The organism is Aeromonas sp. 97A, from assembly GCF_051919185.1.
GTDB classification, from domain to species: Bacteria; Pseudomonadota; Gammaproteobacteria; order Enterobacterales; family Aeromonadaceae; genus Aeromonas; species Aeromonas veronii.
The window spans coordinates 814,284-837,260 of record NZ_JBQBFF010000001.1; the positions used below are offsets into that span (position 1 = coordinate 814,284).

Genomic DNA, 22,977 nt, shown 5'->3' on the forward strand with positions numbered 1-22,977 from the left:
AGGCTTTTATGACTCCTGTAGTAGCCCTGGTGGGCCGCCCCAACGTGGGGAAATCCACCCTGTTTAACCGCTTGACCCGTACTCGGGATGCCCTGGTTGCCGATTTTCCCGGTCTGACCCGGGACCGTAAATACGGTCAGGCGAAGTTGGGCGAGCTGGAATTTATCGTGGTCGATACCGGCGGTATCGATGGCACCGAAGAGGGGATCGAGCTGAAGATGGCCGAGCAATCCCTGCTGGCCATCGAAGAAGCGGACGTCGTGCTGTTCATGGTGGATGCCCGTGCCGGTCTGACCGCGGCGGATCAAGCCATCGCCGAGCACTTGCGCAAGGCCCACAAGAAGGTATTTCTGGTGGCCAACAAGACCGACGGTATCGACGGTGATTCCGCGGTCTCCGAGTTCTACGGTCTGGCGCTGGGCGAGGTCTACCAGATCGCTGCCGCCCACGGTCGTGGCGTGCTGAGCCTGCTGGAACTGGCCCTGGCTCCCCATCTGGAGACCCTGGTCGACTCCGCTACCGATGAAGATGCGCAGGATGAGGAAGAGGAGGACTTCGACGAAGAAGCCCTGCTGCGTATGGTGGCTGCCGGTGAACTCGATACCAAAGAGGACACCAAGGAGACCCCGTTCGCCGACCTGCCCATCAAGTTCGCCATCGTTGGTCGTCCCAACGTCGGTAAATCGACCCTGACCAACCGCATGCTGGGTGAAGATCGGGTCATCGTCTATGACATGCCCGGCACCACTCGTGACTCCGTTTACATTCCGATGGAGCGTGACGAGCAGAAGTATGTGGTCATCGACACCGCCGGTGTGCGTCGTCGTGGTAAGGTGCACGAGACGGTGGAGAAGTTCTCCGTTATCAAGACCCTGAAAGCCATCGAAGATGCCAACGTCTGCCTGCTGGTGATCGACGCCCAGGAGACCATCACCGATCAGGACTTGAGCATCCTTGGCTATGTGCTCCACGCCGGTCGCTCCGTGGTGCTGGTGGTGAACAAGTGGGATGGTCTGGATCAGAAGGTGAAAGAGGATGTGAAGAACGAGCTGGATCGTCGCTTGGGCTTCATCGACTTCGCTCGCGTCCACTTCATCTCCGCCCTGCACGGCAGCGGTGTCGGCCATCTGTTTGAATCCATTCAGGAGGCTTACCAGTCCGCCACCCGTCGTACCAGCACGGCCATGCTGACCCGCATCATGCAGATGGCGCAGGAAGATCACCAGCCGCCGATGGTCAACGGTCGCCGCGTCAAGCTCAAGTATGCTCACGCCGGTGGCTACAACCCGCCGCGCATCGTGATCCACGGCAACCAGCTGAACGACTTGCCGGACTCCTACAAGCGGTATCTGATCAACTACTTCCGCAAGTCCCTCAAGATCATGGGCTCGCCGATCCGGGTCGAGTTCCAGGAGTCGGTCAACCCGTTTGAAGGGAAGAAGAACACCATGACCCTGAGTCAGGAACGTCAGCGCAAACGCCTGCTGAAGATGAAGAAGAAATAAGCCCTTGCGGCTGCCCTCACCGGCAGCCGCTTTGTTATCCTCGCCATGTTAAGGTGAGGAATAAGGGGAGGGGGATCTGCCATGGAACAAGACCATGGCAGATCCACTTTCGAGGAGTTGATTATGGAAGCCCTGCTTTGTCCATCATGCCAGGCTGAACTGGATACCCGCAGCAAGGAGCAAACCTGTGGCCAGTGCCAGGCCCCTGTTCGCGTCACGGCCATCTGCCCCACCTGCCAGCAGGAGCTGGAACGTCTCAAGGCGTGCGGCGCGGTGGATTACTTCTGCAACCACTGCAACTCGCTGATCTCCAAGCGGTCGGTACAGTTCAAGGCGGCGCTGGTGTAAGACAGTATTCAGGTGAGAAAGAAGATAAAAAACCCGGCGAATGCCGGGTTTATGCTGTGTGCTCTGCAATAAGCAGGGTATAGGATCGATTTCTGCGCCACAGATTGCGCTTGATGTCATTAAGCTTGAGTTTGCGTCTGGGGCTCCAGCTGCACTTCGCTTTTCTGACCAGACTGATTTTTCTACGTTTTTGCATCTTGGTCTCCTCCCAACTCAGTTGGCCATCCCGGCCTTGGGTCATTGATGGAGCCCATCCGAAATTGCTGTTATTTAATCCCTCAACATAATGAAAACAATGCGATTTCGGATAGGCTCCGATGTGAATCGATGGTAACAGAGAAGTTTGCGTGAAAACAGCCGAATAATGGCTGGTTAGCGCATGGTGATCTGATTGACCACTTCGGCGATGGCGGTGGGGCGCTCGGCCAGCTCGGGCTCGCTGTCGTTGTCGAGACTCTCCCGCTGATGTGCCTTCTGTTGCTCGTTGTCTAGCCAGAGCAGACTCTGGTAATACTGGCGCACGTTGTTGACATAGTTGCGCGCCTCGCTGCCACGGGCATAGCCATAACGCACCTTGCGGTGCCAGCGCGCTTGCTGCAGCAGCGGCAGCACCTCTTTCACGTCGCTCCAGGCGTCAGGATTCTTGCCGAGCTCTTTGGTCAGGCGGCGGGCATCCATCATGTGGCCGTAACCGATGTTGTAGGCGGTGAGGGCAAACCACACCTTCTCGTCATCGGGCACCGAATCCGGCACCTTCTCCATCATCTGTTGCAGATAGAGGGAGCCACCCTTGATGCTCTCTTCCGGATGAAGCCGGTCGTTGACTCCCATCGCCTTGGCGGTGGGCTCGGTCAGCATCATCATGCCGCGCACGCCGGTGTAGGAGCGGGCTTGCGGGTCCCAGTGGGACTCCTGATAGCTGATGGCGGCGAGCAGACGCCAGTCGATATTCTTGGCGTGAGTCTGGAACAGCGGCTGGTACTTGGGCAGCAGGCTCTTGGCGCGCTTGAGGAAGGTGCGGGTATCGACAAAGTCGAAGTTCTGCACGTGGCCGAAGTACTTTTCGTCCAGCTTGGCGATGGCACCATCCATAAAGCGCTGACCGAAGAAGTCGATCACGCTGGCATAGAGGCTGTCATCGGGCAGCTTGCTCATGGCCCAGGCAACGGTCTGCTTCTGGGCCAGGGTCAGCCCCTCGGTGAGCTCCGGGTAGTAGCGCTGGGTACGGGCCAGCACGGTATCCTGCACCACCGTGTAGTCAATCTTGCCATCCACCACCTGCTTGAGCAGCTCCTCCACATCGGCGTTGTCGCTGGTGCTCCAGGCTAGTTTCGGATTCTCTTTGCTCATCTCTTTGAGCAGATCTTCACCGGTGGAGCCGGCGGCCACCACCAGCTTGCCCTTGATGTCGTTCAACGAGGCAGGCTTGGGTTTGCCGTTGCGGTAGACCAGTTTGGGAGAGACCTGGTAGAAGCCCGGGCCGAAGCGAAACAGCTCGCGCCGTTCGGGGGTGACCATGATGGCGGCAGCCGCCAGATCGAGTTTGCCCTTTTTCAGCAGGGTGACCAGTTGGTCAGTGGTGTCGACCGGGATGATGGTGAGTTTCACCCCCAACCAGTCGGCATAATTTTGCGCCAGCTCGTAATCGAACCCCTGGGCGAGGTCGTCACGCTGGTAATAGGAGGTGGGACCATAGATGGTGCCAACCCGGATCTCGCCTCGCTGGCGGATCTGCTCCAGCTGGCTGGAGGGGCTATAGAAGTCGCAGCCAACCAGCGTCAGCGTCAACAACAGCCCGATAAACAGTCGAAAAATGCAGCGCAAGTAGGTGAGTACCTTTGTTGAAAAAATCGGCATTTGTCAAAAAAGAGGCACCTTTATACCAGAGAATATAAGGGCGTTCGATAAGTGATTGAGGGGTAATGGCAAAACATAACATACCATATCTGAGCTTATCTTGCTTTATCCAAACTAGCCCTCCCTATCTAGTTGGGTGATTCCAATATCTAAAAGCATCACAATTTCCCGACCAGCGCGGCGGCCTCCTGATTCCCTGCATTGATGTAGGTTCGGGTCTGCTGCAAGCTGGCATGGCCCATCAGTTCCGCCAGTATCCGCAGGTCTCCCCCCTCGTTGGCCAGTAGCGTCCCGAAGGTATGCCGCAGTACATGGGGCCGAGCCTCGAACCCGAGCTTGGCCGCTACCCGCTTCATCTGCTTGCGTAGCGCAGTCGCGTCCTTGTGCCAGCGGTTCCCTTGGCCATTGCGCCAGAGCGCACCAGAGACGCTACCGTGCTGCTTAATCTCTTCCTGTACCTTCGGATGCACCGGCACCCAGCGTTCGCGCCAAAGCGTCTCGCTGCCCTTCCTGTGGCGTAATCGGCACATCAACGCCGTGCCCATCTGCTTGAGGTCATCCACCTCTACCAGTCGGGCCTCGCAATACCGTGCGCCGGTATAGACCATGAAGGTCGCAATGGCCCTGGCTTCATCCGTCAGCCCCTCCAACAACTTGGCCAGTTCAGGCTTGGTCAGAAATTCGGCGCAGTGCTTGCCCTCGGTCGGCACCTTGATCCCCTTGGGCGCGAGGTCAAACTCACGGCACCCGTACAGGTAGACCGTGCGGGCCTGCCTGCACATCCGCGCCTTGGTTGCTTGGGCCATCCCGACCAGCCCCTTGGCGTAGTCATCCATCGTCCGCTGGTTCACATCGACCAAACGAAACTGGCCCCAAAAAGGGGCCAGCTTCGAGACGATATGAGTGGTCGATCTTGACCGTTCCTTATCGGATAGGTAGCAAAGGGCGGCGTCCTTCATGGTCGCCAACTCTTTGCCATCAATCTTCTTCGTCTTCATGTCCAGCACCTCTTCCCTTACTTGGCCGGTACAACACGTTATGTGGGTCTGCATCCTTGGCTAGGTGAGCGAACTCTTCACCCCAGTTCTTCGGCAACCCACCACTGATCTCGACATACACATTGTCAGCCACGCTACCGATGGCACGGCGGGCCTTGAATATCAGGTCGGATCGGTTGTCCACGCCCCACTTGGTGCGGATAGCCTTGGCTTGAGTCTTGATTGTATTAATCGAGACCCCGATCCGTTGAGCCATCTGGTCGTAGTTAAATCCTTCAATAAATAATTGAAGGATAACGTGTTGGCGTGGAGTCAGGTCGCTGAGTTCTCGTAGCGATTCATTGTCGTGCGATGGTGCAATACCAAATGATGCAAGTTGCAGTTGTAATTCAGAGAGGTTCGATTTAAGCGATTCGATTACATCAAGTGTCTTCTGATGTTCGTTTTGTAAGTTATTAAACTTCTTTTCCAAAATGCGGTTCTGTAGCTCCAGGCCTTGAAACTGATGCAAGATCCGCTCAATCTCTAAACTATCCATATTAATCTCCATTTGCCTTGCGAGCCGCGAGTCTAGCCTCGCACTCACTCTCCACTTGGCTGATAGCATCCTCGATTTTCACGCCTGACTTCACCCGCTGGGCGACAAGCACCCACCAGTTTGGGTTCTTAACGAGACTTTTTCTGTGTGCAGGAGCCATCCTAATCCAGTTCAACCTAATCCTATATGCCGGTCTAGCTTTCATATGGTTGTCTCCACTGCACCAGTTCTGCTCGGGGAATGGCGAGGGTATGATGTTTTTAGCACTTCATTGACAACAAAAAGGACTGTTTTTTCTATCTGCCCGATTGAGCCTGATGTTACATCATAATGGGTACATCCTTTAACACTTGTTGAACCAAAGCCGAAAGTGATCACCTTGATACCAAGGGTCGACACATTAGCTAGGGTGTTATGGGTACAGGAATTCAATAAGTTAGAAAGTGCCCCACGCGCATATGGAATGCCATCACACAACATTAAAATTATTTTACGCTTCTGTTTACACTTCCCAATCTGATTGACAGCAAACTCAATAGCACGGTTGTCGATGTTATTGGCTCCGTACACACCCACTAAATAGGGCAACCTTTCGATCACATCACGGGCGTTTCTGATCCTCATCCCGAACCCTAACAAATTAAACATCACCAACGGGTCGGATGAGATATACCCTGGGGCACTCGTCAACGCGCAGCCGAGGCCGTACACCTCGTCCGCGTTGAGTGAGTGGCCCAGCCGGTAACGCTCATACGCCTTGATGGCCAGCCTCTCAACCACCTTGCCCGAGCGTCCGCCCTTCAACTTCCGTCCGGTCTGGTCGGCGTTCTGGAACTTGAAGCAGGACAGTTGGGGGTGGCGGTTGTCGTTGGCAAATGCGAACACCTGATCCACATCGGCCTTGGGGTAGATGGCGTAGTTGTGCAGGGCCATGGTGGTGTGACCCAGGATCGACAGTGGCACACCCAGCGAGTCGAGCGCATCACCCAGCATCAACGCCGTCTTGGTGGCCCACTCAATCCGTTCGCCCCTCATGCTGGAACTCATGTCGATCAGCAGGGTGACGGCGGTATCAAGCTCGGGGTCTTTGGTGCGCTGCCGGTAAACGTCATCCTCGCCTTGGTAGGCCCGCACCAAGTCGTTGGCATCGAGCAAGCCATGGACACGGCCACCCAGCCAGCGACTGTCATCAACGCCTATCAGCGCACGTTTGAGGATGCTCTTGGCATGGGAACCCATCGGACTGATGGCGACCTTCTCCTTGGCCGAGAAGGCTACGCCGCAGATGTGGGCGTCATCGTGCTTGTACTCGAACAGCTGGAGGTTGAACTTGGGCAAGCCCACCTCACGGCTGGCCATGCCGCTCAGGATGGCCGCCTCGTCAATGAGCGGCGCTTGCTGTTCTCCTTGGCCACCAGACGCCCCGCCATCCTCTTGGCCCTCGTCACCTTCTCCGTCCTCACCAACGCCCTTGGGCTGCCCTTCCTGCCCATCCTCGCCCTCGTCCTTGTCATCCCCTTCGCTTGGCTCCTGCTCCTGCTCAGGCGCTTTCTGTGGCTCTTTGGCTTGCTCCTGTTTGAACCGCTCACACAGTTCGTCAACGAGCGCCGCTATCTCTTGGGTACTCTTGGCCGCCATCGAGCGGGTCGCAAACTCGCTGGCCAGTGGCCGGTAGTGCTCCGGTATCATGGCAACCAGCTCCCGCTGTACGTCACCACCGTGGCCCATCATCTGGGAGGCCGTCCACTTGACCGCCCCGAAGATCAGCCGCCCCCAGTCGAGCAGATGCGGCGGCACCTTGGCCAGTGCATCAAGCTGGAGTTGCGCCGACACATGACGCATGGCGTTCAAGCTACTCCACGCCCCAGGGTACTGCTGCTGGTAGGCCGCCTCGATCCGTGGGTCTTCCAGATAGTTGATCTGGTCGGCCTTGGTCTTGTCGTGTTGCCGGAAAAACACAAAGTCAGTAAACAGCGAGTGCGCAGTCTCATGGTCGGTATAGCCACGCATCATCGCTACCTTGTCGTCACTTACCTTGCCCGCAGCTATCTCGGGCAGGCGGATCAGGGAGCCGTCATTCCACGCCTCACTCCCTGCAAACTCTACGCGCACCTGCGATCTGCCCAACACGCGGGCTATCGCGTTGCACTCAATTACCAGATCGGTCGAGTTCATTTTCATATCTCCATGACATAAAAAAGGGGGCCGCCTTGGCCCCCGTTGCTACCGCTCGGTTACATTCGTTTCGCCTTACCAATGGAACGGGTGTAGTACCCGTCCCCCCAGTCGAAGGATGACCGGCCACACGGGCAGGTTAGAAATGTCGCTTTAACCCATCACATCCTCCTTAGATGCTTAACCGTTGTGCGATGCCCGTCATCTTGACGCGCTCATGTGCAGGCATGGCATTGAAGACCACCAACTCCATGGCCTCCCATACTCCGTCCTGTGGCAAGACGCCTGCATGTCGTGACATGAACATCATCCGGTTGGCCATCGTGACCAACTGGCGGTACGAGATCGGAGTGAGCACCTCACGCCTGCCGAACGCTTCCCGATGCTCCTTGGCATACAGGCACAGCTTCTCGCAGATGTGGGTAGGCAGGCTGGTCTCACGCTCCAGCAAGGCCGCCTCCTTGGGCCACTCCATGTATTCAAACTCGATGAAGGTCTGGAACCGGTTGAGGAATGCGGCGGATTGCTCACGCGCCCCTCGGTACAGGCCGACATCATCACCTTGGCCACAGGTATTCGCTGCGGCCACTATCCAGCACTGCGGATGCACCGGTACACGGCGACCGTTATCACCGGTCAGTACCAGTTCATCCCCCTCCAGCACCGCCTGCATGACGTAGGCGAGGTCGGGCCGGATGAAGTCCAGTTCATCGAGCAGCACTACCCCAACGTGCGGGAGAGCACGGGGCAGCACACCCTCAATGAACCGGCTCACGGTCGTGCCGCCATCGTTGAGCAACTCGGTCTTGCCAACGAGGTCAGCACGGGTCATTTCCGAATCGAAGTTGATCCGCACCAGCGGCAAGCTGCACCGTGCGCAGATCTCCCTGATAGCCGCCGTCTTTCCGGTGCCGGTATGACCGAACAGCCATGAGCGAAAGCCCATAGCCATGGCGGTCAAGACATCGTGAAAGACGGGGGTGACTTCGTAGAAGGGATTGATCTGGGGGACGGAGTGCGGGGCTTGGTCAGCCCATTCAATGGTGGGTATCGGGACACGTAGCGTGGTATCGAACATGTCCTTGGCCAGACGGTAACGCAGCATACCCTTGCACCCGTCTATCTCCACCGCCACCCCAGCGCCCAAGTCCTCCTTGGGCTTCTGCTTCACACCGATGAACTCGAAGAACGAGTCACGGTCGCCAGCGTCTGGGGCTTTGGGCTTGCCGGTGAACATCATGCAAGCTGCCAGCGAGGCGAGATCCTGCTGGCTTATCGGTGTCTCCAGCCCTTGGGCAACCATCCAGTTGGACGCCAAGTGGGCCAGCTCCTGCCACGATTTGTTGACGTGCTTGCTGGCTTCAATGATTAACGAGGCGACGGCGGCTGGTTCTTTTTTTGATTCATTTGAGGTTGTCATGCGGCTTTCCTCACATCCGTAAATGATCCGACCAATGTTGAAAACTCTTTGACCCTTTGAAAGGCAACAAAAATGACTTGGGGTATCGTCAATTACCGGACACACCCGTAACAGGCATATCAAGCAGGCTTAACACGGCGCGGGCACCATCCTTGATACTGCTGCCGTTCTTAATCATCTTGGCCCCCAACATCACGTTGCCCTGCCAACCGAACCAACCCTTGTCCCAGTCGGCTTTACGCAGGTGAGTGAGCCCGTTCAATCCCTCCTGTTCCATCAGCACCTTGGCTACCCAGACCAGCACCATCAGGCCCACGGCAGTGCCGAGCACCGAGCCTTCACGCAGCTTGGCCACGTTATCCCCTGAACCGGCTGCGGTTGTGACCGGCACCCGCTTCATGATCAACGCCCAGATCTTGAGGGCATCAACCTTCTCTTCCTCCTGCCACGCTTCACCATCACGCTTGTTCATCAGCACGTTGTTGGCATCAATGAGCGTCTTGAACGGGTACAGGTACTCACTGCGGCCACCACAGGTGGTGCGCTCGAAGTCGATAAGCCCAGGGAACACGGCGTTGGCCACGGCCCGAGCCACTTGGCTGCCATCCTTGCGGTGGTTGTAGAGGTTGTTGATCGAGGCGTTCGGCTTGACCGCCTTGCTGTTGAGGTCAGAGAACAGCTGCTGCCGTTCGTCCAAGGTGAGGCCGGTATACAACTGGATGATTACTGACTCACCCGCAAGCGCGGCATCAGCCTCCACCTTGTTGACGATGGCACTCGCCCGATGTTGGCCATCAGCCAGCAAGATCTTGGCTCCCATGTCGATGGCGAGTGTGCCCATGTGGTCGCCGGTAAACTCGGCCTTACCCTCGACACACCCAGTCAGGGCTGGCAGGGCGTATCCTGCTTGGCCCATGTAGTCCACAAGGTCAGTCACCCGAGACTTGTTCACTTCACGTTGGGCTCGCTCGATAGCGGCAAAGCCGGTCTGGATCTGCAACAGGCGGGCGAGTACCCGATAGGGCATGGTCACGGCGTAGTAAGCACGGCCACCCTGCAACCCACGCAAGGCGGGCACGTTGAATACCCACTCGTCCCCCTTGGCCTCCGCCTCCTTCGGGGCGTTCGCTTCGCTCACCCCCTCAGTCGGCTGCGGAAGTGCGCCCACTGCCTCCATAAAGCTCTTGGATTGCAGCTCGTCCAACTGACCCAGGGCGGTGTGCTTGGCTTGCCCCTTGAACACCAAGAGGTTCGCCTTGACGGTGGACAGCACGGCGTCATAGCCCTTCTGCGCCACTTCCTGCTTGAGGTGGTCGATGTCCTCGTTCAGCAGGTTCGACAGGTGCATACGCAAGCTCTGCTCGGTGGTGCGCCCTGTCACCGAGCCAAAGCAAACGTGCTCACTCGCCGTGCGGCTCCAGCCCATGACATCCTTGGTGGCACCCCGACCGGTCAGTCTGACCTTGGCCTTGTTGAAGTCCTTGAGCAGCTCGAACAGGTCGGTGATGTTGGCGTACAGGGTGGTTTCTACTTTTGCGTTCATAGCATTTCTCCAGATGTGAAAAGGGCCAGTCCCCAAAGGAACCGGCCCCATTAAAAAGGCCGACCGGATTGGTCAGCCCAAGATTTAAGAGACCCTTTAGGGTCTCTTTTTTTGCGCGAATGAAGCGTGAGAAAGTTAATGAGAAGGTGTCAGAGAAAACCAAGGGGTATCTTTCAGACGTTCTGATGTGAAGCCGCTCTTGTGAGTGGTCTTGATTGTCGATGGGAGTGAGAAAAATACCTCACGATCTCATTCGCCACCCACACGCCCTTGTGGAACACAACGCCGTTGCCAATCATGCGATAGGCATCGCTATCGGGTGCGTCAAAGGTGAAGAAGTCGGGCAGCCCCATCAACCTTGCGTACTCACGAACCGTGTAAGGACGCGGCTTGCGGGTCACTGGGTCTATCACCAGACGGGTGCCCTTGTCCTTGGCGTAGTGGGCTAGACAGGTGGGTGCGATGTCACCCTTAAAGGGGTCGCTAATGATGGGCTTGTCACGATACTGCCCGTTGAGGCGGGCATAGACCGAGGGCGGGATGACTATCTCGGGGTCACGTTCTAACAGCGACATCAGGCTTGGCACCTTGCCCTTGTCGGGGGCATTCCATGTGAACGGGCGGCGACTGCCCATGATGATCAGCCGGTCACGGCGTTGGGGAACCATGTGCTCGGCCCGCACTGGGTTGAACGTGGTCACGTAGTAGTCCGGCAACTGGGTCATTGCTTCCATGACCACCGGAAACTTGGTCATCCCAGGTACGTTCTCGACCACGTACACCTCGGGCCGCATCAACGCAATGTGGCGGAAGAAGTGGAGGAACAAGTCGTCACCCGTGCGGGTGCCCTTGATGTCGGCAATGTTGCTGTACTTGGTGCATGGGTAGGTGCCGATGATGACATCCGCCTCACCTTGGCCAGTCACACACAGCTGGGTCACGTCCACGTTCTCAACGTGGTCGCCAAGGTTGGCAGCCTGCACCTTGCAGGCCAGCGGATCTAACTCGAACGAGCGGGCGATGGGCAGGCCACCGAAGATCAGGCCGGTGTCCATCAGGCCAGCGCCTGAGAAGTAAGAGTGAACAGTTGGTTTGAACATGATGTTTCTCCGTGAAACAAAAAGCCCCTCATGTGAGGGGCGTTGGGGTTAGTAGAGTTGGCTGGCTGTAGCCCTGCTGTGCAGGGGTCTCGTCCAACCGGATGCGCTGATCCACAAGCGGCCATGCCCCTTGCACAAGGGACACGGGCCATCATCACGATTCACCCCGCCGAATCCCTTGCAGCGTGGGCATACCCGTTGTGTTGCTGGCTCCATCAGCAACGCCGAGTGGTTGAATACCTTCATGTCACACCCCTTAGTGGTTGATGACGGGGGCGCTGGCGATGGTCTCTTTGAACTTGGCCAGCCCGACCCGCTCGACAACGAGGTCTAACGCATACTGCGCCGCTTGCTTGGTACTCACCCGCTGGTGTCGGAAGTGGTAGAGCAGCTGGTACTTGGCGCTGTTCACGTTGGTGGTGATTGCCCGCCCACTGGCATAGTGGGTAAGCGTCCCATCGTTGACGATGCAGTACAGCAGCTCGCCTTGAACGACCAGCCTTGCGGGCAGGCCGGTGACTGTCATGGGCTCACCGGTCTTGGCATTCACGCTGTTGATGGTGACTCGCTTCATGTCACACCTCGATGGTTACGGTGGCGAGGAACTTGGATGTGTCCACTTCCACGTTGGCGGGCAGCTTGGCTACGTTAAGGTGGCCGGTGCCCTTGGTCAGGTCGCTGGCAATGCGGGCCAGCAACTGCGGGAACAGCGTTGAGTTGCTGTATGCCCCGTAACGTGGGTGATAGTGGAACGCATTCATGTCGCAGTGCTGACGGCCCAGCTTGGGGATCTTCACGTACCCGTCATTCACCTTGGCGCGAAAGGTTATCTTGGCCATGTTGTATCTCCTTGAAACAGAAACCCCGCTAAGTAGCGGGGCGTTGGGTTAGAGGAAGCTGCGTAGGTTCTGGACTTCGGCTTGGTACTTCCTCTCTTGGCTGTGCCACAACACACGGCTCGCCGCTTCACTCAACAAGGCGGCGGTCACAGTGCGGGGGATCACCAGATTCACTCCATCCCACTGGCTGGTATCAATCGCGCCGCTGTCCAGTAACTTGGTTAGCTGCGCCTCCAGCTTGTCGGTCAGTTCCAACTGGATGAACTCGGCTACATGCTCACGCATTGCGTTGAGTGCTTCTTCACGCTCCATCGTTGGCCTCCTTGTAGATGTCGATGTAGAGGTAGCCATAGCTACGCCTTGGGCTGGCCTCACACACCCAGCCCTTGTGTTCGAGGCGGAATACCTCGTCCATGTCGGTGCATATCTGGTATGCCTTGGCCATGGCGGTCAGCTCCTTGATGAAGTGCCACAACACCTTGTCGCACTCGGCCCGCCACTCTTCACTTGGCTCACCGTAGACACCGGCACGGTCGCCCAGGAAGTCCACGTTTCCCCGATGCAGGATGGCCCGAGCCCCCAGCTTGGGCAGGTTCTGGGTGCCCAGTCCCCATGTGTGTCCCTCGAAGATGCTCATCACTCTTTCCTCGCTGTCATGGTGTAGCGCCTGCCCCTTACGCACTGGGTAAAGCGCACCACGCTTGTCTTGTTGTAGTCGGCCAGTTGCTCACGGATACCCATGCACTTGGCCACCTCGTTGGCATCAATAAGGCGCTCTATCAGCGCCTCGATTGACATCACTGCGGTCTCGATGACCTTGCCCTTGAAGCGGGCGGTGACTCTGACTTTCATGTGTGGCTCCCCCAGTTCGGTTGCTCATTGGTGCCGTGGTTGAAGTAGGCACCCACGATGGTTCGCTTCCACTCGCCAACGGGGTAGCCATGCTCGTTGCACTGGCGCTCCCACCACGCAAAGCCAATCTCACGGGGCAGGTTGTCCCTCATGTCGCTCGGGTTCACGTACAGCGTGGTCTTGTGCATCGTTGGCACGGGCTTGATGTGCGGTGGACTGGTGCGCTTGCCGGTCTCGTCATAGTCGTACTCCCAACCACGCACCATCAGGTTGCGGTTGACGATCTCTTGCAGGCTTTCGTGTGCTCGCAGGGCTTCGGCTACTGCGGCTTGGCTGAATGAATCGTTGAACTCGATCATGTTGTTTCTCCTTGAAACGAAAAAAGGCAGCCACATTAGGGCTGCCTCACGGGGGATGTGTGAGCGTTATCTCTCGCGTTATTGCTTGGCATCCTTGATGGTTGCCAGTGCCTCACTCACGATGGATTCATTGAGCGCAACCATATCGAGGACGATCTCGGGTTGGTCTGGACGCTCAACGGGTGTCGGTTGCACTGGTTCAAGATGGCCAATCATGGGTGCAGCCGTGGGCTGCGGTGGCAGCTCGGCAGCATGTGCGTTGAACGGGGCAACGATGCAGGTCAGGGCGATCATGGACAGTGCGATCATGTTGAGTGCGAAGAGGCTCATGGTGTGTACCTTTTGGTTTGGGCATAAAAAAAGCCCCCACGCTGTCGCGTGAGGGCCGGTGTATTCGTGGGTGGTGGTGACTTCAACGATGTCTTGTTCGCCTATGGGTACGCCCGTTTCTTGGGCGGCCCAGTCGGCCCACTCGTAAGCCTCGGTCAAGACGCTGGCGAGGCTGTCGCCACTGTTGGTGGCAGTCTTTGTGAACGAAAGGCCCATCCAGTGGGCGTTGACGATGTGACGCATGGCGTTTTCTCCAAATGAAAAAGGGCGACCGAATGGCCGCCCAAAGAGTTAACGGCCCCTTTAGGGGCCGCTTCGTTACTTGGCTTGGGTGAGTTCAACGAACAGCATCCCAACGCTGGACAGGAAGGACTTGTCTGACGCGGCGCGTTCGCGGAGCAGGTCGAGCAACTGGTCGTTGCTCAACGCGGATGCGTTGGCGTCAGCGGCCTTGGCCGCAGGCTTGGCCGGTGCCTGCTTCGCAGGTTGCGGCTGCTTCGCAGGCTTGGCTGGCTTGGCTGCCTTGAGGGCGTCCACGGGATTGGGCAGCGTAGCTGCCGTTGGCTTGGCGCGTGGCTTGAGGTCTTCCAACTCCTTCAGGAGTTGGACGCTCGGAGCGCGTGGCTTGCGGCCTTCGGCCTCGGCCTTGGCGATACGGGCACGAAGTACGGCCTTGGCCTCGGTGACGGAGACCTTGCCATCTACGATGGCAGCGTGGAGTTCTTGGGCAGTCATAGCGGTAGTAGCGACGGTGTTCATGGCGATCTCCTTGATCGAAGTGAACTCCGGTCGGGGAATCCGAGCCGGTCGCCCCAAGATTTAATACCCCCTTTAGGGGGTAGTCAGGCAGTTCGCTAAGTTATGGGGATCTGTATGGGGCTATTTGTGGGGTGGGGTAATATCGAAAATAGCGTTGAATCTCTTGATTTCAATAGATAAAAGCCATCATTGAGAGAGGGTGTGTTTCCTATGATAGGAAACGCATTGGTCTTTATAATCAATTGGTTAACGATAGGTTGGGCCCGATAAAAGAAAAAAGAAGCTCGCGAACACAAAAAAGGGGGGGGGGGGGGAGGGTCGGAAAAAAGGAGGGGGGGGGAGGACGACCCCGCCGCCGCGCAGTTAGAAGTCGTCACCGGGCCCCGCTTACATTCGCAGCACTTTTCCAAAACGTCCTATTGCGGCCAAGTAGCGGCCTCATTGTGCTTTGGTTACCTCGCCACCGGCAGGTCCTCCCAGCGGGTGGTATAGCAGGGGCTCAGGTGCTCTTGTCGCATCATCCACTCAGGCGACCCCGTGCCTTGGCTGGCAAAGCCTACGCGCCCCAATCCCTTGGCTTTGATCTGGTCCATCACTGCCATCAGCGCGTCCGATTGAGCGGAGGACGGGGCAAACAGGTCTGCCTGTTGCTGCCCCTTGGGAGTGAACTCACTCAGCATGACGCCCCCCTTCTGATAGCGGTAACCGTCGCGCCAAATCTGCGCTAGCAGCACGTTCACTTGCTGCAGCAGCAACCGGGTGTCATCGCTAGGGCAGACCAGCCGGACGCCAGCCTGCTCACTGTAGTAAGGCGCTCGTTCGTCAAAGGGGCTAGTTCGCACGAACAGGTGCACCCGCTGGCAACACATCCCCTCGGCCCGCAGCTTCTCGGCTGCGCGAGCCATAAAGCCTGACAACGCTTGGGCCATTTCTCCACGGTCAGTCACGCGCTCACCAAAGGAACGGCTCGAGAGGATCTGCTGCTTCGCCGTCGGTTCAACTGTCAGCTCTGCACAAGGCAGGCCACGCAGCTCCTGTACGATCCGCTCGACCACCACGCCGTATTGGGCGCGTAACCCTTTGGCATCGCTAGCCACCAGGTCAGCCACGGTGTTGATGCCTTGTGCCACCAACTTGGCTCCCAAGCGCCGTCCTATGCCCCACACCTCGTCCACCGGAGTGATAGCCATCAGCCGGGCACGGCGCAGCTCGTCACGCAAGTCCACGACGCCGCCCGTGGCAGGCCACTTCTTGGCTGCATAGTTTGCCAGCTTGGCGAGGGTCTTGGTGGGGCCGATCCCGACCCCTACCGTTAGGCCGGTCCACTGCCACACTCGCTGCCGGATCTGTTGCCCATAGGCTGTCAGGTCCCCGGCAAACGACTCCGACAGTGACAGGAATGCTTCATCGATGGAGTAGACCTCCAGCTCGGGGGCCATGGTCTCCAACGTGCTCATCACCCTGCCAGACATATCGCCGTAGAGCGCGTAGTTGGAGCTGAATGCCACACCGCCATGCGCCTCGAACTGCTCGCGGATCTTGAAGTAGGGCCCGGCCATCTTGATACCCATCGCCTTGGCTTCGGGGCTGCGCGACACCACGCATCCATCGTTGTTGGAGAGCACCACGATCGGGCGGCCACGCAGCTCAGGGCGAAACAGCCGCTCACAGCTGGCGTAGAAGTTGTTTACATCAACGAGCGCTATAGCCATCACGCTGCCTCAGATTGCCAATCACATGGGTGACCACTCCGAACAACTCCAGGGAGAGGCTCATACAAGGGTCGATAGGCGCGAACGCCGGATTGGCTGGCAACAGCCGCAACCTCGGCTTGAGCTGCAAGGTCTTTACCGTGAAGCCGCCATCGAGTAGTGCAATCACCACATCACCATGGCGCGGGGTGAGGCTCTTATCGACCACCAGCAAGTCACCGGGAAAGATGCCGACCCCGGTCATGCTCTCCCCCTCGGCACGCAGATAGAAGGTTGCTGCAGGGTGCGCCACGCAGTGGGTGTTGAGGTCCAACTTCCCTTCCAGATAGTCGCTGGCTGGGCTGGGAAAGCCGCAAGAGGCGCGGTGCAAGAACAGCGGGATGGTCACCTCGGCGGGTGATGGGTCTGGGGTTAACAGCTTCATGGCAAAACACCTGTGTTTATATACAGGCATTATAGCGCACCACCTTTGAACCAGCGCAAGTCCCGCATGCCAGTGATGGCGTACCATGGCGCCAACAAATAACAAAGAGGTCAGTATGAGTCACAATCTGTGTGCCCTACCGAAAGAGCAGCAAGAGCGGGTCGAGGTCGAGAAGGCCGCCGCATATGCGGTATGGAAGGAGCGCAACGGTCACTTGGCCAGCGCAGAAAGCGAAGCGAACCAACATCAAGGTGAACTGGGTCGCTACTTCCTCGAACAAGTAGCGAAATACAAGAAACTAAGATAACGCTCGGTCTTTAAAGGTCGCGTATATGTGAGACTCGATAGGGTTTTTCCATTCCTTAAGTGGTAGCCTAGTCGTTATTAACCAATAACTTAACAGAAGAATGGAACAACTTAACCGAGCCCTTGCCTTACACCAGTTACTATTGGACTTCCGTTACCCTGTTCCACGCTCCGTCATACTCGAACGACTTGCGTGCTCAGCCAGCACTTTCAAACGGCTGCTGGAATTGCTGCGAGACCGTTATCAGGCGCCAATAATCTGGGACCCGACCGCTCGTGGTTATCGTTACGATACCGATGATGGTCGATTTACCTTGCCGGGCGTCTGGCTTACCGAATCGGAAGCCTTTGCGCTCTTGATGGCCAATCGCCTGCTGCAAGATGTGCAACCGGGTCTGCAGCAGCAGGGGTTGGCTCAGTTGCAGGCACGTATCGGAGATTTGCTGGGTCCCCAGTGGCAGAATGAAGCTGACCGCCTGCGTGTGGAAAGCATCGGGCGCCAATACGTGTCCCCAGAGCTATTCCTACCTCTGGTACAAACGCTGTTTTCCAGGCGTCAACTCCACTTTCTCTATCACCCCACACAACATCAGTCCGAAGAGCGTCAAGTATCACCACAGCGTCTCTGCTGGTATCGGGACAACTGGTATCTGCTTGCCTGGTGTCATGGACGAGAGGCCCTGCGCCTCTTTGCCTTGAGTCGAATAGTCGAACCCAAATCGCTGGATGAAGCCGCCTGCGAATGTGGGACGCCAGAGCTGGATGCACTCTTTGCAAATGGCTATGGCATCTTCGCCGGGGCTGATTTGAAACAGGCCGAGCTGCGCTTTGACCCATCTGCTACCCCTTGGGTCAGAGATGTGCAGTGGCACCGGGAGCAGCTCCAGACCATAGAGCCAAGCGGTCATATTCGTCTCACTTTCCCCTATGCCGATCAACGCGAACTGGTACGCGACCTGATGCGCTTTAGTGGCGAGGTTGAGGTACTTGCACCACTTGAACTACGTCAGAGTGTGATAGCGGCCATGGAAGCCGGATTAAAAAAACACGAGGCAGTGGCACCACTGGCTCAGCCGGTGAGCCAGTGAGAGGGGAATAATGACAGTCGAGAGTCACACTTGAGTGCCGGAGGCGACCCCGCAATGGATGGAGTAAATGAGCCTGTTCTGTTTTCAAACCTAGACCCACAGGCTGCGGTTCTCTGGGCCAAGAGTGGCGAGGATCAAGGCCACCCTTTGCTGGCTCACATGCTAGATGTCGCGGCGGTAGCAGAAGCTATCCTCGAGCTTGAACCCGCCACTACCCATCAACACCTGGCCAGTCAATTTGGTATGTCGGTTGAGGGGGCTCCCCGTTGGCTGGCGACGCTTGCTGGTTTGCATGATGTGGGCAAGGCCATCCCGGGATTCCAAGCCAAATGGGAGCAAGGGCAGGCACTTGCCAAGGCTCAAGGACTGACCTTTGCCAGTACATCGCTGCGCAGTAATCGCCATGACTGTGCCTCGAACGCCATTTTGAAAAAATGGCTACCGGTACACACAGGTGCCGAGACCCCTTGGTGCCTGAATGTGGCTGAGGCGGTTGGAGCTCATCACGGTTACCCGTTGACCACAAAGGAGGTTGGGGATGGCTTGCCGCTGCGTGAAGATAAGGCATGGCAGCAAGCCCGGCAGGCATTGCTCGATACCTACTGGAAGGTGCTGACCCCATCAGGAGTGATTACCGCTGACGAACTGGCGCTACCTGCCATCAATTGGCTGGCAGGGCTGACTTCTATTTCCGACTGGATCGGCTCTAACCCCGAGTGGTTTCCCCTCGGTATTCGTCACGACGATCTCAGGCAACACTACCTCCATGCCAAAAGACTGGCTCATGAGGCGCTGACGGCGATCGGCTGGCGTTCCTTTTCACCTTTGCTAGCAGAACCCGTCCCACTTGATAGGCAACTTGGCCAAATGTTGGCTGCCGATAAGCCTGTCATACCACGAGCCCTGCAGAGCCAGGGTATAGAGTTGTTACAAGCGAGCCAAGGGCCCGCTTTGCTGCTGGTGGAGGCCCCCATGGGGGAGGGCAAGACAGAGCTCGCCTTTATGGCGCATCTGCACTTGCAGCGTACGAATGGCCATCGCGGCTTCTATCTGGCCTTGCCAACCCAGGCCACCGGCAATGCACTGTTTGCCCGTGCTCGCCAGTTTATGGATGCTTTTGCACACGGTTCGGCGCCCGATCTGCAACTGATCCACGGTGGCGCCGCTCGTCACGAGATGATGGCAGCGCTCAAGGACGTGTGGGGTGACGATGGCAAGCAGAGTGAGGGAGTAGAAGCCGCCCGCTGGTTCTCCCGTCGCAAGCGACCGCTGATCGCTCCCTATGGAGTGGGCACCATCGATCAGGCGCTCTTCTCTGTGCTGAATGTCAAACATCACTTCGTGCGGCTCTGGGGGCTGGCCAATCGAGTGGTGGTGCTCGATGAAGTTCATGCCTACGACACCTATACCGAAGGGCTGATTGAAGCGCTGCTGCGCTGGCTAAAAGGCCTGGGCTGCTCAGTTATCCTGATGAGTGCCACCCTGCCAACCAAGCGTCGTGATGGTTTGCTCAAGGCATGGCGGGTTGACCCTGCAGTGCTGCCAGAGCTTGCCTATCCGCGGTTGGTGCTTGCCGATGACAGGGGCCTCGACTGGGATGACCAGATAGAAAGCCGAATGATGGAGCCCGTCCGGTTGGCCGGATGCGGTACTACACCCGAGGAGTTGCTCTGCGTAGCACTTGAGGCCCTGACCCACGGCGGTTGCGGCGCCATCATCGTCAATACGGTCGAGCGGGCGCAGCAGCTCTATAGCCTGCTCAAGGCCAAGGCGCCGGAAGATCTCACCCTGCAGATTTTTCATGCCCGTTTCCCGTCCGATGAACGGGCACAGCGAGAAGCTGCCGTGCTCTCCACCTTTGGAAAAGAGGGGAAGCGTCCGGCCCGGGCCCTGTTGGTGGCAACCCAAGTTGTCGAGCAATCTTTGGACATTGATTTTGACTTTTTAATCAGCGATCTCGCCCCGGTCGATCTGCTATTGCAGCGGGTGGGGCGCTTGCATCGCCATCAGCGCCCAGCCCGCCCCGAGCCTCATCGTCAGCCGGTGTTGACAGTAGCCGGACTCTTACCCGGTGAATTACCCGATTTGGCGACCACCCGTTGGCGCTTTGTCTACGATCCCTACCTGCTCGCCATGACCTGGGTGCGGCTCCTCGGCGAAACCAGCTTGCAACTGCCCCAGGATATCGATCGGCTGGTTCAGGCCGTCTATGGCGATGGGGAGTTGCCCGATTCGGTGAGTGAGGCGCTACGCCAATATATCGAGGAATACAGCTACGCCACTTATCTGGCTGCAGAGCAACACCAGCGGCAGCTGGCCCGCAATATTGTTATCAGGGCCGATGCAGATCCGGGTACTGCCTATTCGAACAAGCCCAGAGGTTACGAAGAGGGGGAGGGCGAGGACAAAGGCTTAATTAACTGCACCCGGCTGGGCAAACCCAGCGTCACCGTGATCCCGCTCTTTGTCTCTGACAAGGGGGTGGCCTTGACGCCTGATGCTGAGCCCTTCGCGCTCGATGCACCGCTTTCAACTGAACTGGCCTGCCAACTCTGCGCCCGCCAGCTCAACCTCTCCAATCAAGCCCTGGTTAAGGCCATCAAGCAGCAACCCGACGTGCAAGCCTTTGCTCAGAGCCCGCTGCTTCGCTACAGCTACCCGCTGTTGCTCGATAGCGACGGCAGGTCGCAACTGGATGGCAGGCTAGTGGTTTGGCTCGATGGGGAGTTGGGGCTTATCTACCGGAACAGGGAATAACCAAAGGAGTGACAATGACAATGCGTTTTAATCTGCTCGACGAGCCTTGGCTGCCGGTCAGGATGCTAAGCGGAGAGGTCAGGGAGCTGGGCCTGCTAGCCCTCTTTGAGCAGGCGCCGCAGATAGTGGCCCTGGCAGAGACGGCGCCCCCCTCCTTAATGGCCCAATATCGCCTGCTGCTTGCCATTACCCACAGAGCCCTGAACGCACAGACGCCTAACTGGGGTCAACGGGACCTGCGCCACTGGTTTAGCCATGGGCTGCCCACCGAGACCATCACCGCCTACTTGGAAAAGTGGCGCGATCGTTTCTGGCTGTTTCACGCCGTGCATCCCTTTATGCAGGTGGCGGCGCTGGCCACGGCGGGCGAGACCTGCGAGAAGTTCAAACCCTGGGCACAGATTGATCTGGCCTGCGTCAGCGGCAATGCGCCTGTGGTGTTTAACCACTCGGTGGACACCGCGCCTGACGCCATCTCACCGGCTCACGCCATTCGAACCCTGCTCGGTTTTTTACAGTGCACACCGGGTGGTCTGGTCAAGGTGTTTCGTGATGCCGACAAGGCTGGCCCGCTGGCTAATACGGCGGCCGCCTTGCCACTGGGTGAGTCCCTAACGCAGACCCTTATCCTGAGCCTGCATCCCGCCTCGCCTGACCATGAAGACTTGCCGAGCTGGGAGCGACCCGCGCTCACTGTTACCAATCTGAAATCGCCTCCTCTACTTGTCACTGGCCCCAACGATCGCTTCACCCGCCAGACCCGCGCCGTGCTGTTTCAACGAGAGGAGGATGGTGCTATCCGCTGGTTACGCTTTGCCGCCGGGCAGGGATTGGACGAAGATCCTCACGCTCCTGATCCCATGGCTAACTTTCGGGAGGGCAGCAATGGGCTCGTGCGCCTCACCTTTAGTGAAGGGCGAGCACTCTGGCGTGATCTGCCTGCCCTGCTGCCCGATGGGGGCTCGCGCCCGGCAGCCATCATTGAGAATGCCACCCGTTTAAACGAATCGCTGGGTAAAGCGCATCTTCGTCTGTTGGTAGCGGGTCTTGCCAGCGATAAGGCCAAGTTGCTGCGTTGGCGAGTCGAGCAGCTAGAGTTGCCGCAGGCTCTGCTGGATCAACCCGAGGTGTCCCGAGCGGCCCGCCTGATGTTGGAGATGGCCGAGACTCTGTTTGCGTCGTTTAAAGGAGCCGCAGTGCAGCTGATTGCGGATACCCTGCCAGACAGTCAGCAGAAAGATACCCGCAGCCGGGCTCGCACCCTGTTTGATGCTGGCCCCGCTACACCGCTCTTCTTTGCCCGCGCCGAGCGCGCCCTGATGGCGACCCTAGCTCTTATCGAACAAGACCCCGATGCCGCGGAGAGGCAATGGCAGCAAGTGCTGAAAGAGGCCGCTATTGCTGCTTGGGAAGCACAACTGACCTGCTTGGGAGGAGGAGCCAGCGTATGGCGTGCCAATGCCAAGGTTCAGTCTCGCTTGTGGTTTGCCATTCGGGAGCAACTGACAGCCCTTAACGAAACAGGAGAAGTTCAATGAGTGATCAGCCCTTTGTTGATTATCTGCAGCGACTCGCACAGAGCAACCGTGGGGCGTTGGCCGAACTGCGCCGCAGTCTCACCTTTGCCCCTGGCACGGCGCCGCGCGTCTTTCCCTACGTTGAGCCCTTTATCGCAGCAGACGAGCATCCTGATTCTGCCCGTCGTCAGTCGCACTACCTGGTGGCGGGGCTGTTTGCACTTCATCCAGAGCATTGCGAGGCGACCTTGGCCAAGGCGATGGGGGCTCTCTATCGCAAGCAAGAACAAAGCCCATCCATAGAGGGGCGTTTTATCGCGCTGCTTGAGTGTGATGGCGAGACCTTGGCCGAGCCGTTACGCCACTGTGTCACCTTGTTGAGATCCCATGGTATGGCCATTGATTATCAGCGGCTGCTTTGGGATCTCACCGACTGGCTTAACCCGGCCTACCCCGATCGACTCGATCAATTGCGTCGCCGGTGGGCCACTGATTTCTACCGTGTAGCAGCCCACATCGCTTCAAACGACTAAATCTTCAAGGAGAGAAA

The 22,977-nt window shown here is 57.8% G+C and carries 24 protein-coding genes; 7 read left to right on the forward strand and 17 right to left on the reverse strand.

All coding sequences use genetic code 11. The features are described from left to right. Nucleotides 1-8: 8 nt before the first annotated feature. Together der and ACTG27_RS03700 are read left to right on the forward strand one after the other, a co-directional pair. A complete protein-coding gene (gene der / locus ACTG27_RS03695; protein WP_005333794.1) occupies nucleotides 9-1,505 on the forward strand; it encodes a ribosome biogenesis GTPase Der in 1,497 nt (498 codons plus the stop codon). Between the two features lie 123 nt (nucleotides 1,506-1,628). Next, nucleotides 1,629-1,853: a zinc ribbon domain-containing protein gene (locus tag ACTG27_RS03700; RefSeq protein WP_005333789.1), complete on the forward strand. Its 225-nt coding sequence runs from the start codon at nucleotides 1,629-1,631 to the stop codon at nucleotides 1,851-1,853. Nucleotides 1,854-2,225: 372 nt separating this feature from the next. Here ACTG27_RS03700 and mltF read toward each other — a convergent pair whose 3' ends face one another. The 17 genes from mltF to umuD form a co-directional block, all read right to left on the reverse strand. Continuing rightward, entirely contained in the window at nucleotides 2,226-3,710 is a 1,485-nt protein-coding gene (gene mltF, locus ACTG27_RS03705; RefSeq protein ID WP_005344877.1) for a membrane-bound lytic murein transglycosylase MltF, read from the reverse strand. A 158-nt stretch (nucleotides 3,711-3,868) separates the two neighbouring features. After that, a complete protein-coding gene (locus tag ACTG27_RS03710; protein ID WP_064341948.1) occupies nucleotides 3,869-4,708 on the reverse strand; it encodes a tyrosine-type recombinase/integrase in 840 nt (279 codons plus the stop codon). Beyond that, complete coding sequence (locus ACTG27_RS03715; RefSeq protein WP_064341947.1) at nucleotides 4,689-5,246, reverse strand: helix-turn-helix transcriptional regulator; 558 nt, start codon at nucleotides 5,244-5,246, stop codon at nucleotides 4,689-4,691. Before ACTG27_RS03715 ends, ACTG27_RS03710 begins: the two co-directional genes overlap by 20 nt. Before the next feature lie 201 nt (nucleotides 5,247-5,447). Further along, on the reverse strand, nucleotides 5,448-7,421 hold the full coding sequence (locus ACTG27_RS03720) for a cobaltochelatase CobT-related protein (RefSeq protein ID WP_064341945.1): 1,974 nt from the start codon (nucleotides 7,419-7,421) through the stop codon (nucleotides 5,448-5,450). Between the two features lie 172 nt (nucleotides 7,422-7,593). Continuing rightward, the gene (locus ACTG27_RS03725; protein WP_064341944.1) at nucleotides 7,594-8,841 is read right to left on the reverse strand and encodes an AAA family ATPase; all 1,248 of its coding nucleotides are present in this window, start codon (nucleotides 8,839-8,841) and stop codon (nucleotides 7,594-7,596) included. 88 nt (nucleotides 8,842-8,929) lie between these two features. Next, nucleotides 8,930-10,384 (reverse strand): DNA sulfur modification protein DndB, encoded by a 1,455-nt coding sequence (locus ACTG27_RS03730; RefSeq protein ID WP_439979113.1) that lies wholly within the window; start codon nucleotides 10,382-10,384, stop codon nucleotides 8,930-8,932. Nucleotides 10,385-10,557: 173 nt separating this feature from the next. Further along, complete coding sequence (locus ACTG27_RS03735) at nucleotides 10,558-11,484, reverse strand: DNA cytosine methyltransferase (RefSeq protein WP_064341942.1); 927 nt, start codon at nucleotides 11,482-11,484, stop codon at nucleotides 10,558-10,560. Nucleotides 11,485-11,740: 256 nt separating this feature from the next. Continuing rightward, on the reverse strand, nucleotides 11,741-12,058 hold the full coding sequence (locus ACTG27_RS03740) for a hypothetical protein (RefSeq protein WP_064341941.1): 318 nt from the start codon (nucleotides 12,056-12,058) through the stop codon (nucleotides 11,741-11,743). A gap of 1 nt (nucleotide 12,059) precedes the next feature. After that, a complete protein-coding gene (locus ACTG27_RS03745; protein WP_064341940.1) occupies nucleotides 12,060-12,323 on the reverse strand; it encodes a hypothetical protein in 264 nt (87 codons plus the stop codon). Nucleotides 12,324-12,371: 48 nt separating this feature from the next. Next, nucleotides 12,372-12,635, reverse strand: a complete 264-nt coding sequence (locus ACTG27_RS03750; protein WP_421353888.1) for a hypothetical protein — start codon at nucleotides 12,633-12,635, stop codon at nucleotides 12,372-12,374. Beyond that, nucleotides 12,625-12,960, reverse strand: a complete 336-nt coding sequence (locus ACTG27_RS03755) for a type IV toxin-antitoxin system YeeU family antitoxin (RefSeq protein ID WP_439979114.1) — start codon at nucleotides 12,958-12,960, stop codon at nucleotides 12,625-12,627. Before ACTG27_RS03755 ends, ACTG27_RS03750 begins: the two co-directional genes overlap by 11 nt. Then, the gene (locus ACTG27_RS03760) at nucleotides 12,960-13,175 is read right to left on the reverse strand and encodes a hypothetical protein (RefSeq protein WP_064341938.1); all 216 of its coding nucleotides are present in this window, start codon (nucleotides 13,173-13,175) and stop codon (nucleotides 12,960-12,962) included. Before ACTG27_RS03760 ends, ACTG27_RS03755 begins: the two co-directional genes overlap by 1 nt. Further along, nucleotides 13,172-13,534 carry a hypothetical protein gene (locus ACTG27_RS03765; RefSeq protein WP_064341937.1) on the reverse strand — a complete coding sequence of 121 codons (363 nt, stop codon included), beginning with the start codon at nucleotides 13,532-13,534 and terminating at the stop codon, nucleotides 13,172-13,174. Before ACTG27_RS03765 ends, ACTG27_RS03760 begins: the two co-directional genes overlap by 4 nt. 78 nt (nucleotides 13,535-13,612) lie before the next feature. After that, nucleotides 13,613-14,107, reverse strand: coding sequence for a hypothetical protein (locus tag ACTG27_RS03770; RefSeq protein ID WP_064341936.1), 495 nt, complete (start codon nucleotides 14,105-14,107; stop codon nucleotides 13,613-13,615). Nucleotides 14,108-14,182: 75 nt separating this feature from the next. Next, nucleotides 14,183-14,623 carry a hypothetical protein gene (locus tag ACTG27_RS03775; protein ID WP_439979115.1) on the reverse strand — a complete coding sequence of 147 codons (441 nt, stop codon included), beginning with the start codon at nucleotides 14,621-14,623 and terminating at the stop codon, nucleotides 14,183-14,185. Between the two features lie 452 nt (nucleotides 14,624-15,075). Next, nucleotides 15,076-16,335, reverse strand: a complete 1,260-nt coding sequence (umuC, locus tag ACTG27_RS03780; protein ID WP_323968039.1) for a translesion error-prone DNA polymerase V subunit UmuC — start codon at nucleotides 16,333-16,335, stop codon at nucleotides 15,076-15,078. Then, complete coding sequence (gene umuD, locus ACTG27_RS03785; RefSeq protein WP_025327594.1) at nucleotides 16,316-16,759, reverse strand: translesion error-prone DNA polymerase V autoproteolytic subunit; 444 nt, start codon at nucleotides 16,757-16,759, stop codon at nucleotides 16,316-16,318. Before umuD ends, umuC begins: the two co-directional genes overlap by 20 nt. 115 nt (nucleotides 16,760-16,874) lie before the next feature. On the opposite strand from umuD, the gene ACTG27_RS03790 reads away from it, so the two are divergent. The 5 genes from ACTG27_RS03790 (at nucleotide 16,875) to casB (ending at nucleotide 22,960) form a co-directional block, all read left to right on the forward strand. Continuing rightward, nucleotides 16,875-17,066 (forward strand): DUF3283 family protein, encoded by a 192-nt coding sequence (locus ACTG27_RS03790; protein ID WP_064341176.1) that lies wholly within the window; start codon nucleotides 16,875-16,877, stop codon nucleotides 17,064-17,066. Between the two features lie 100 nt (nucleotides 17,067-17,166). Next, nucleotides 17,167-18,153 carry a helix-turn-helix transcriptional regulator gene (locus ACTG27_RS03795; protein ID WP_064341175.1) on the forward strand — a complete coding sequence of 329 codons (987 nt, stop codon included), beginning with the start codon at nucleotides 17,167-17,169 and terminating at the stop codon, nucleotides 18,151-18,153. A gap of 54 nt (nucleotides 18,154-18,207) precedes the next feature. Next, on the forward strand, nucleotides 18,208-20,910 hold the full coding sequence (gene cas3 / locus ACTG27_RS03800; RefSeq protein ID WP_439979116.1) for a CRISPR-associated helicase Cas3': 2,703 nt from the start codon (nucleotides 18,208-18,210) through the stop codon (nucleotides 20,908-20,910). A gap of 14 nt (nucleotides 20,911-20,924) precedes the next feature. After that, nucleotides 20,925-22,448, forward strand: coding sequence for a type I-E CRISPR-associated protein Cse1/CasA (casA, locus tag ACTG27_RS03805; RefSeq protein WP_234784143.1), 1,524 nt, complete (start codon nucleotides 20,925-20,927; stop codon nucleotides 22,446-22,448). Then, entirely contained in the window at nucleotides 22,445-22,960 is a 516-nt protein-coding gene (gene casB / locus ACTG27_RS03810; RefSeq protein WP_064341172.1) for a type I-E CRISPR-associated protein Cse2/CasB, read from the forward strand. Before casA ends, casB begins: the two co-directional genes overlap by 4 nt. The last annotated feature ends 17 nt before the right edge of the window (nucleotides 22,961-22,977 follow it).

What these genes read in the sequence shown, in the direction of transcription:
- ACTG27_RS03715 (WP_064341947.1), bottom strand. Translation starts at nt 5,246, where the DNA reads ATGGATAGTTTAGAGATTGAGCGGATCTTGCATCAGTTTCAAGGCCTG.
- ACTG27_RS03760 (WP_064341938.1), bottom strand. Translation starts at nt 13,175, where the DNA reads ATGAAAGTCAGAGTCACCGCCCGCTTCAAGGGCAAGGTCATCGAGACC.
- umuD (WP_025327594.1), bottom strand. Translation starts at nt 16,759, where the DNA reads ATGAAGCTGTTAACCCCAGACCCATCACCCGCCGAGGTGACCATCCCG.
- der (WP_005333794.1), top strand. Translation starts at nt 9, where the DNA reads ATGACTCCTGTAGTAGCCCTGGTGGGCCGCCCCAACGTGGGGAAATCC.
- casB (WP_064341172.1), top strand. Translation starts at nt 22,445, where the DNA reads ATGAGTGATCAGCCCTTTGTTGATTATCTGCAGCGACTCGCACAGAGC.
- ACTG27_RS03765 (WP_064341937.1), bottom strand. Translation starts at nt 13,534, where the DNA reads ATGATCGAGTTCAACGATTCATTCAGCCAAGCCGCAGTAGCCGAAGCC.
- ACTG27_RS03755 (WP_439979114.1), bottom strand. Translation starts at nt 12,960, where the DNA reads ATGAGCATCTTCGAGGGACACACATGGGGACTGGGCACCCAGAACCTG.
- ACTG27_RS03745 (WP_064341940.1), bottom strand. Translation starts at nt 12,323, where the DNA reads ATGGCCAAGATAACCTTTCGCGCCAAGGTGAATGACGGGTACGTGAAG.
- ACTG27_RS03790 (WP_064341176.1), top strand. Translation starts at nt 16,875, where the DNA reads ATGAGTCACAATCTGTGTGCCCTACCGAAAGAGCAGCAAGAGCGGGTC.
- ACTG27_RS03730 (WP_439979113.1), bottom strand. Translation starts at nt 10,384, where the DNA reads ATGAACGCAAAAGTAGAAACCACCCTGTACGCCAACATCACCGACCTG.
- mltF (WP_005344877.1), bottom strand. Translation starts at nt 3,710, where the DNA reads ATGCCGATTTTTTCAACAAAGGTACTCACCTACTTGCGCTGCATTTTT.
- ACTG27_RS03720 (WP_064341945.1), bottom strand. Translation starts at nt 7,421, where the DNA reads ATGAACTCGACCGATCTGGTAATTGAGTGCAACGCGATAGCCCGCGTG.
- ACTG27_RS03770 (WP_064341936.1), bottom strand. Translation starts at nt 14,107, where the DNA reads ATGCGTCACATCGTCAACGCCCACTGGATGGGCCTTTCGTTCACAAAG.
- ACTG27_RS03750 (WP_421353888.1), bottom strand. Translation starts at nt 12,635, where the DNA reads ATGGAGCGTGAAGAAGCACTCAACGCAATGCGTGAGCATGTAGCCGAG.
- ACTG27_RS03740 (WP_064341941.1), bottom strand. Translation starts at nt 12,058, where the DNA reads ATGAAGCGAGTCACCATCAACAGCGTGAATGCCAAGACCGGTGAGCCC.
- umuC (WP_323968039.1), bottom strand. Translation starts at nt 16,335, where the DNA reads ATGGCTATAGCGCTCGTTGATGTAAACAACTTCTACGCCAGCTGTGAG.
- ACTG27_RS03725 (WP_064341944.1), bottom strand. Translation starts at nt 8,841, where the DNA reads ATGACAACCTCAAATGAATCAAAAAAAGAACCAGCCGCCGTCGCCTCG.
- casA (WP_234784143.1), top strand. Translation starts at nt 20,925, where the DNA reads ATGACAATGCGTTTTAATCTGCTCGACGAGCCTTGGCTGCCGGTCAGG.
- ACTG27_RS03795 (WP_064341175.1), top strand. Translation starts at nt 17,167, where the DNA reads ATGGAACAACTTAACCGAGCCCTTGCCTTACACCAGTTACTATTGGAC.
- ACTG27_RS03710 (WP_064341948.1), bottom strand. Translation starts at nt 4,708, where the DNA reads ATGAAGACGAAGAAGATTGATGGCAAAGAGTTGGCGACCATGAAGGAC.
- ACTG27_RS03775 (WP_439979115.1), bottom strand. Translation starts at nt 14,623, where the DNA reads ATGAACACCGTCGCTACTACCGCTATGACTGCCCAAGAACTCCACGCT.
- cas3 (WP_439979116.1), top strand. Translation starts at nt 18,208, where the DNA reads ATGGATGGAGTAAATGAGCCTGTTCTGTTTTCAAACCTAGACCCACAG.
- ACTG27_RS03735 (WP_064341942.1), bottom strand. Translation starts at nt 11,484, where the DNA reads ATGTTCAAACCAACTGTTCACTCTTACTTCTCAGGCGCTGGCCTGATG.
- ACTG27_RS03700 (WP_005333789.1), top strand. Translation starts at nt 1,629, where the DNA reads ATGGAAGCCCTGCTTTGTCCATCATGCCAGGCTGAACTGGATACCCGC.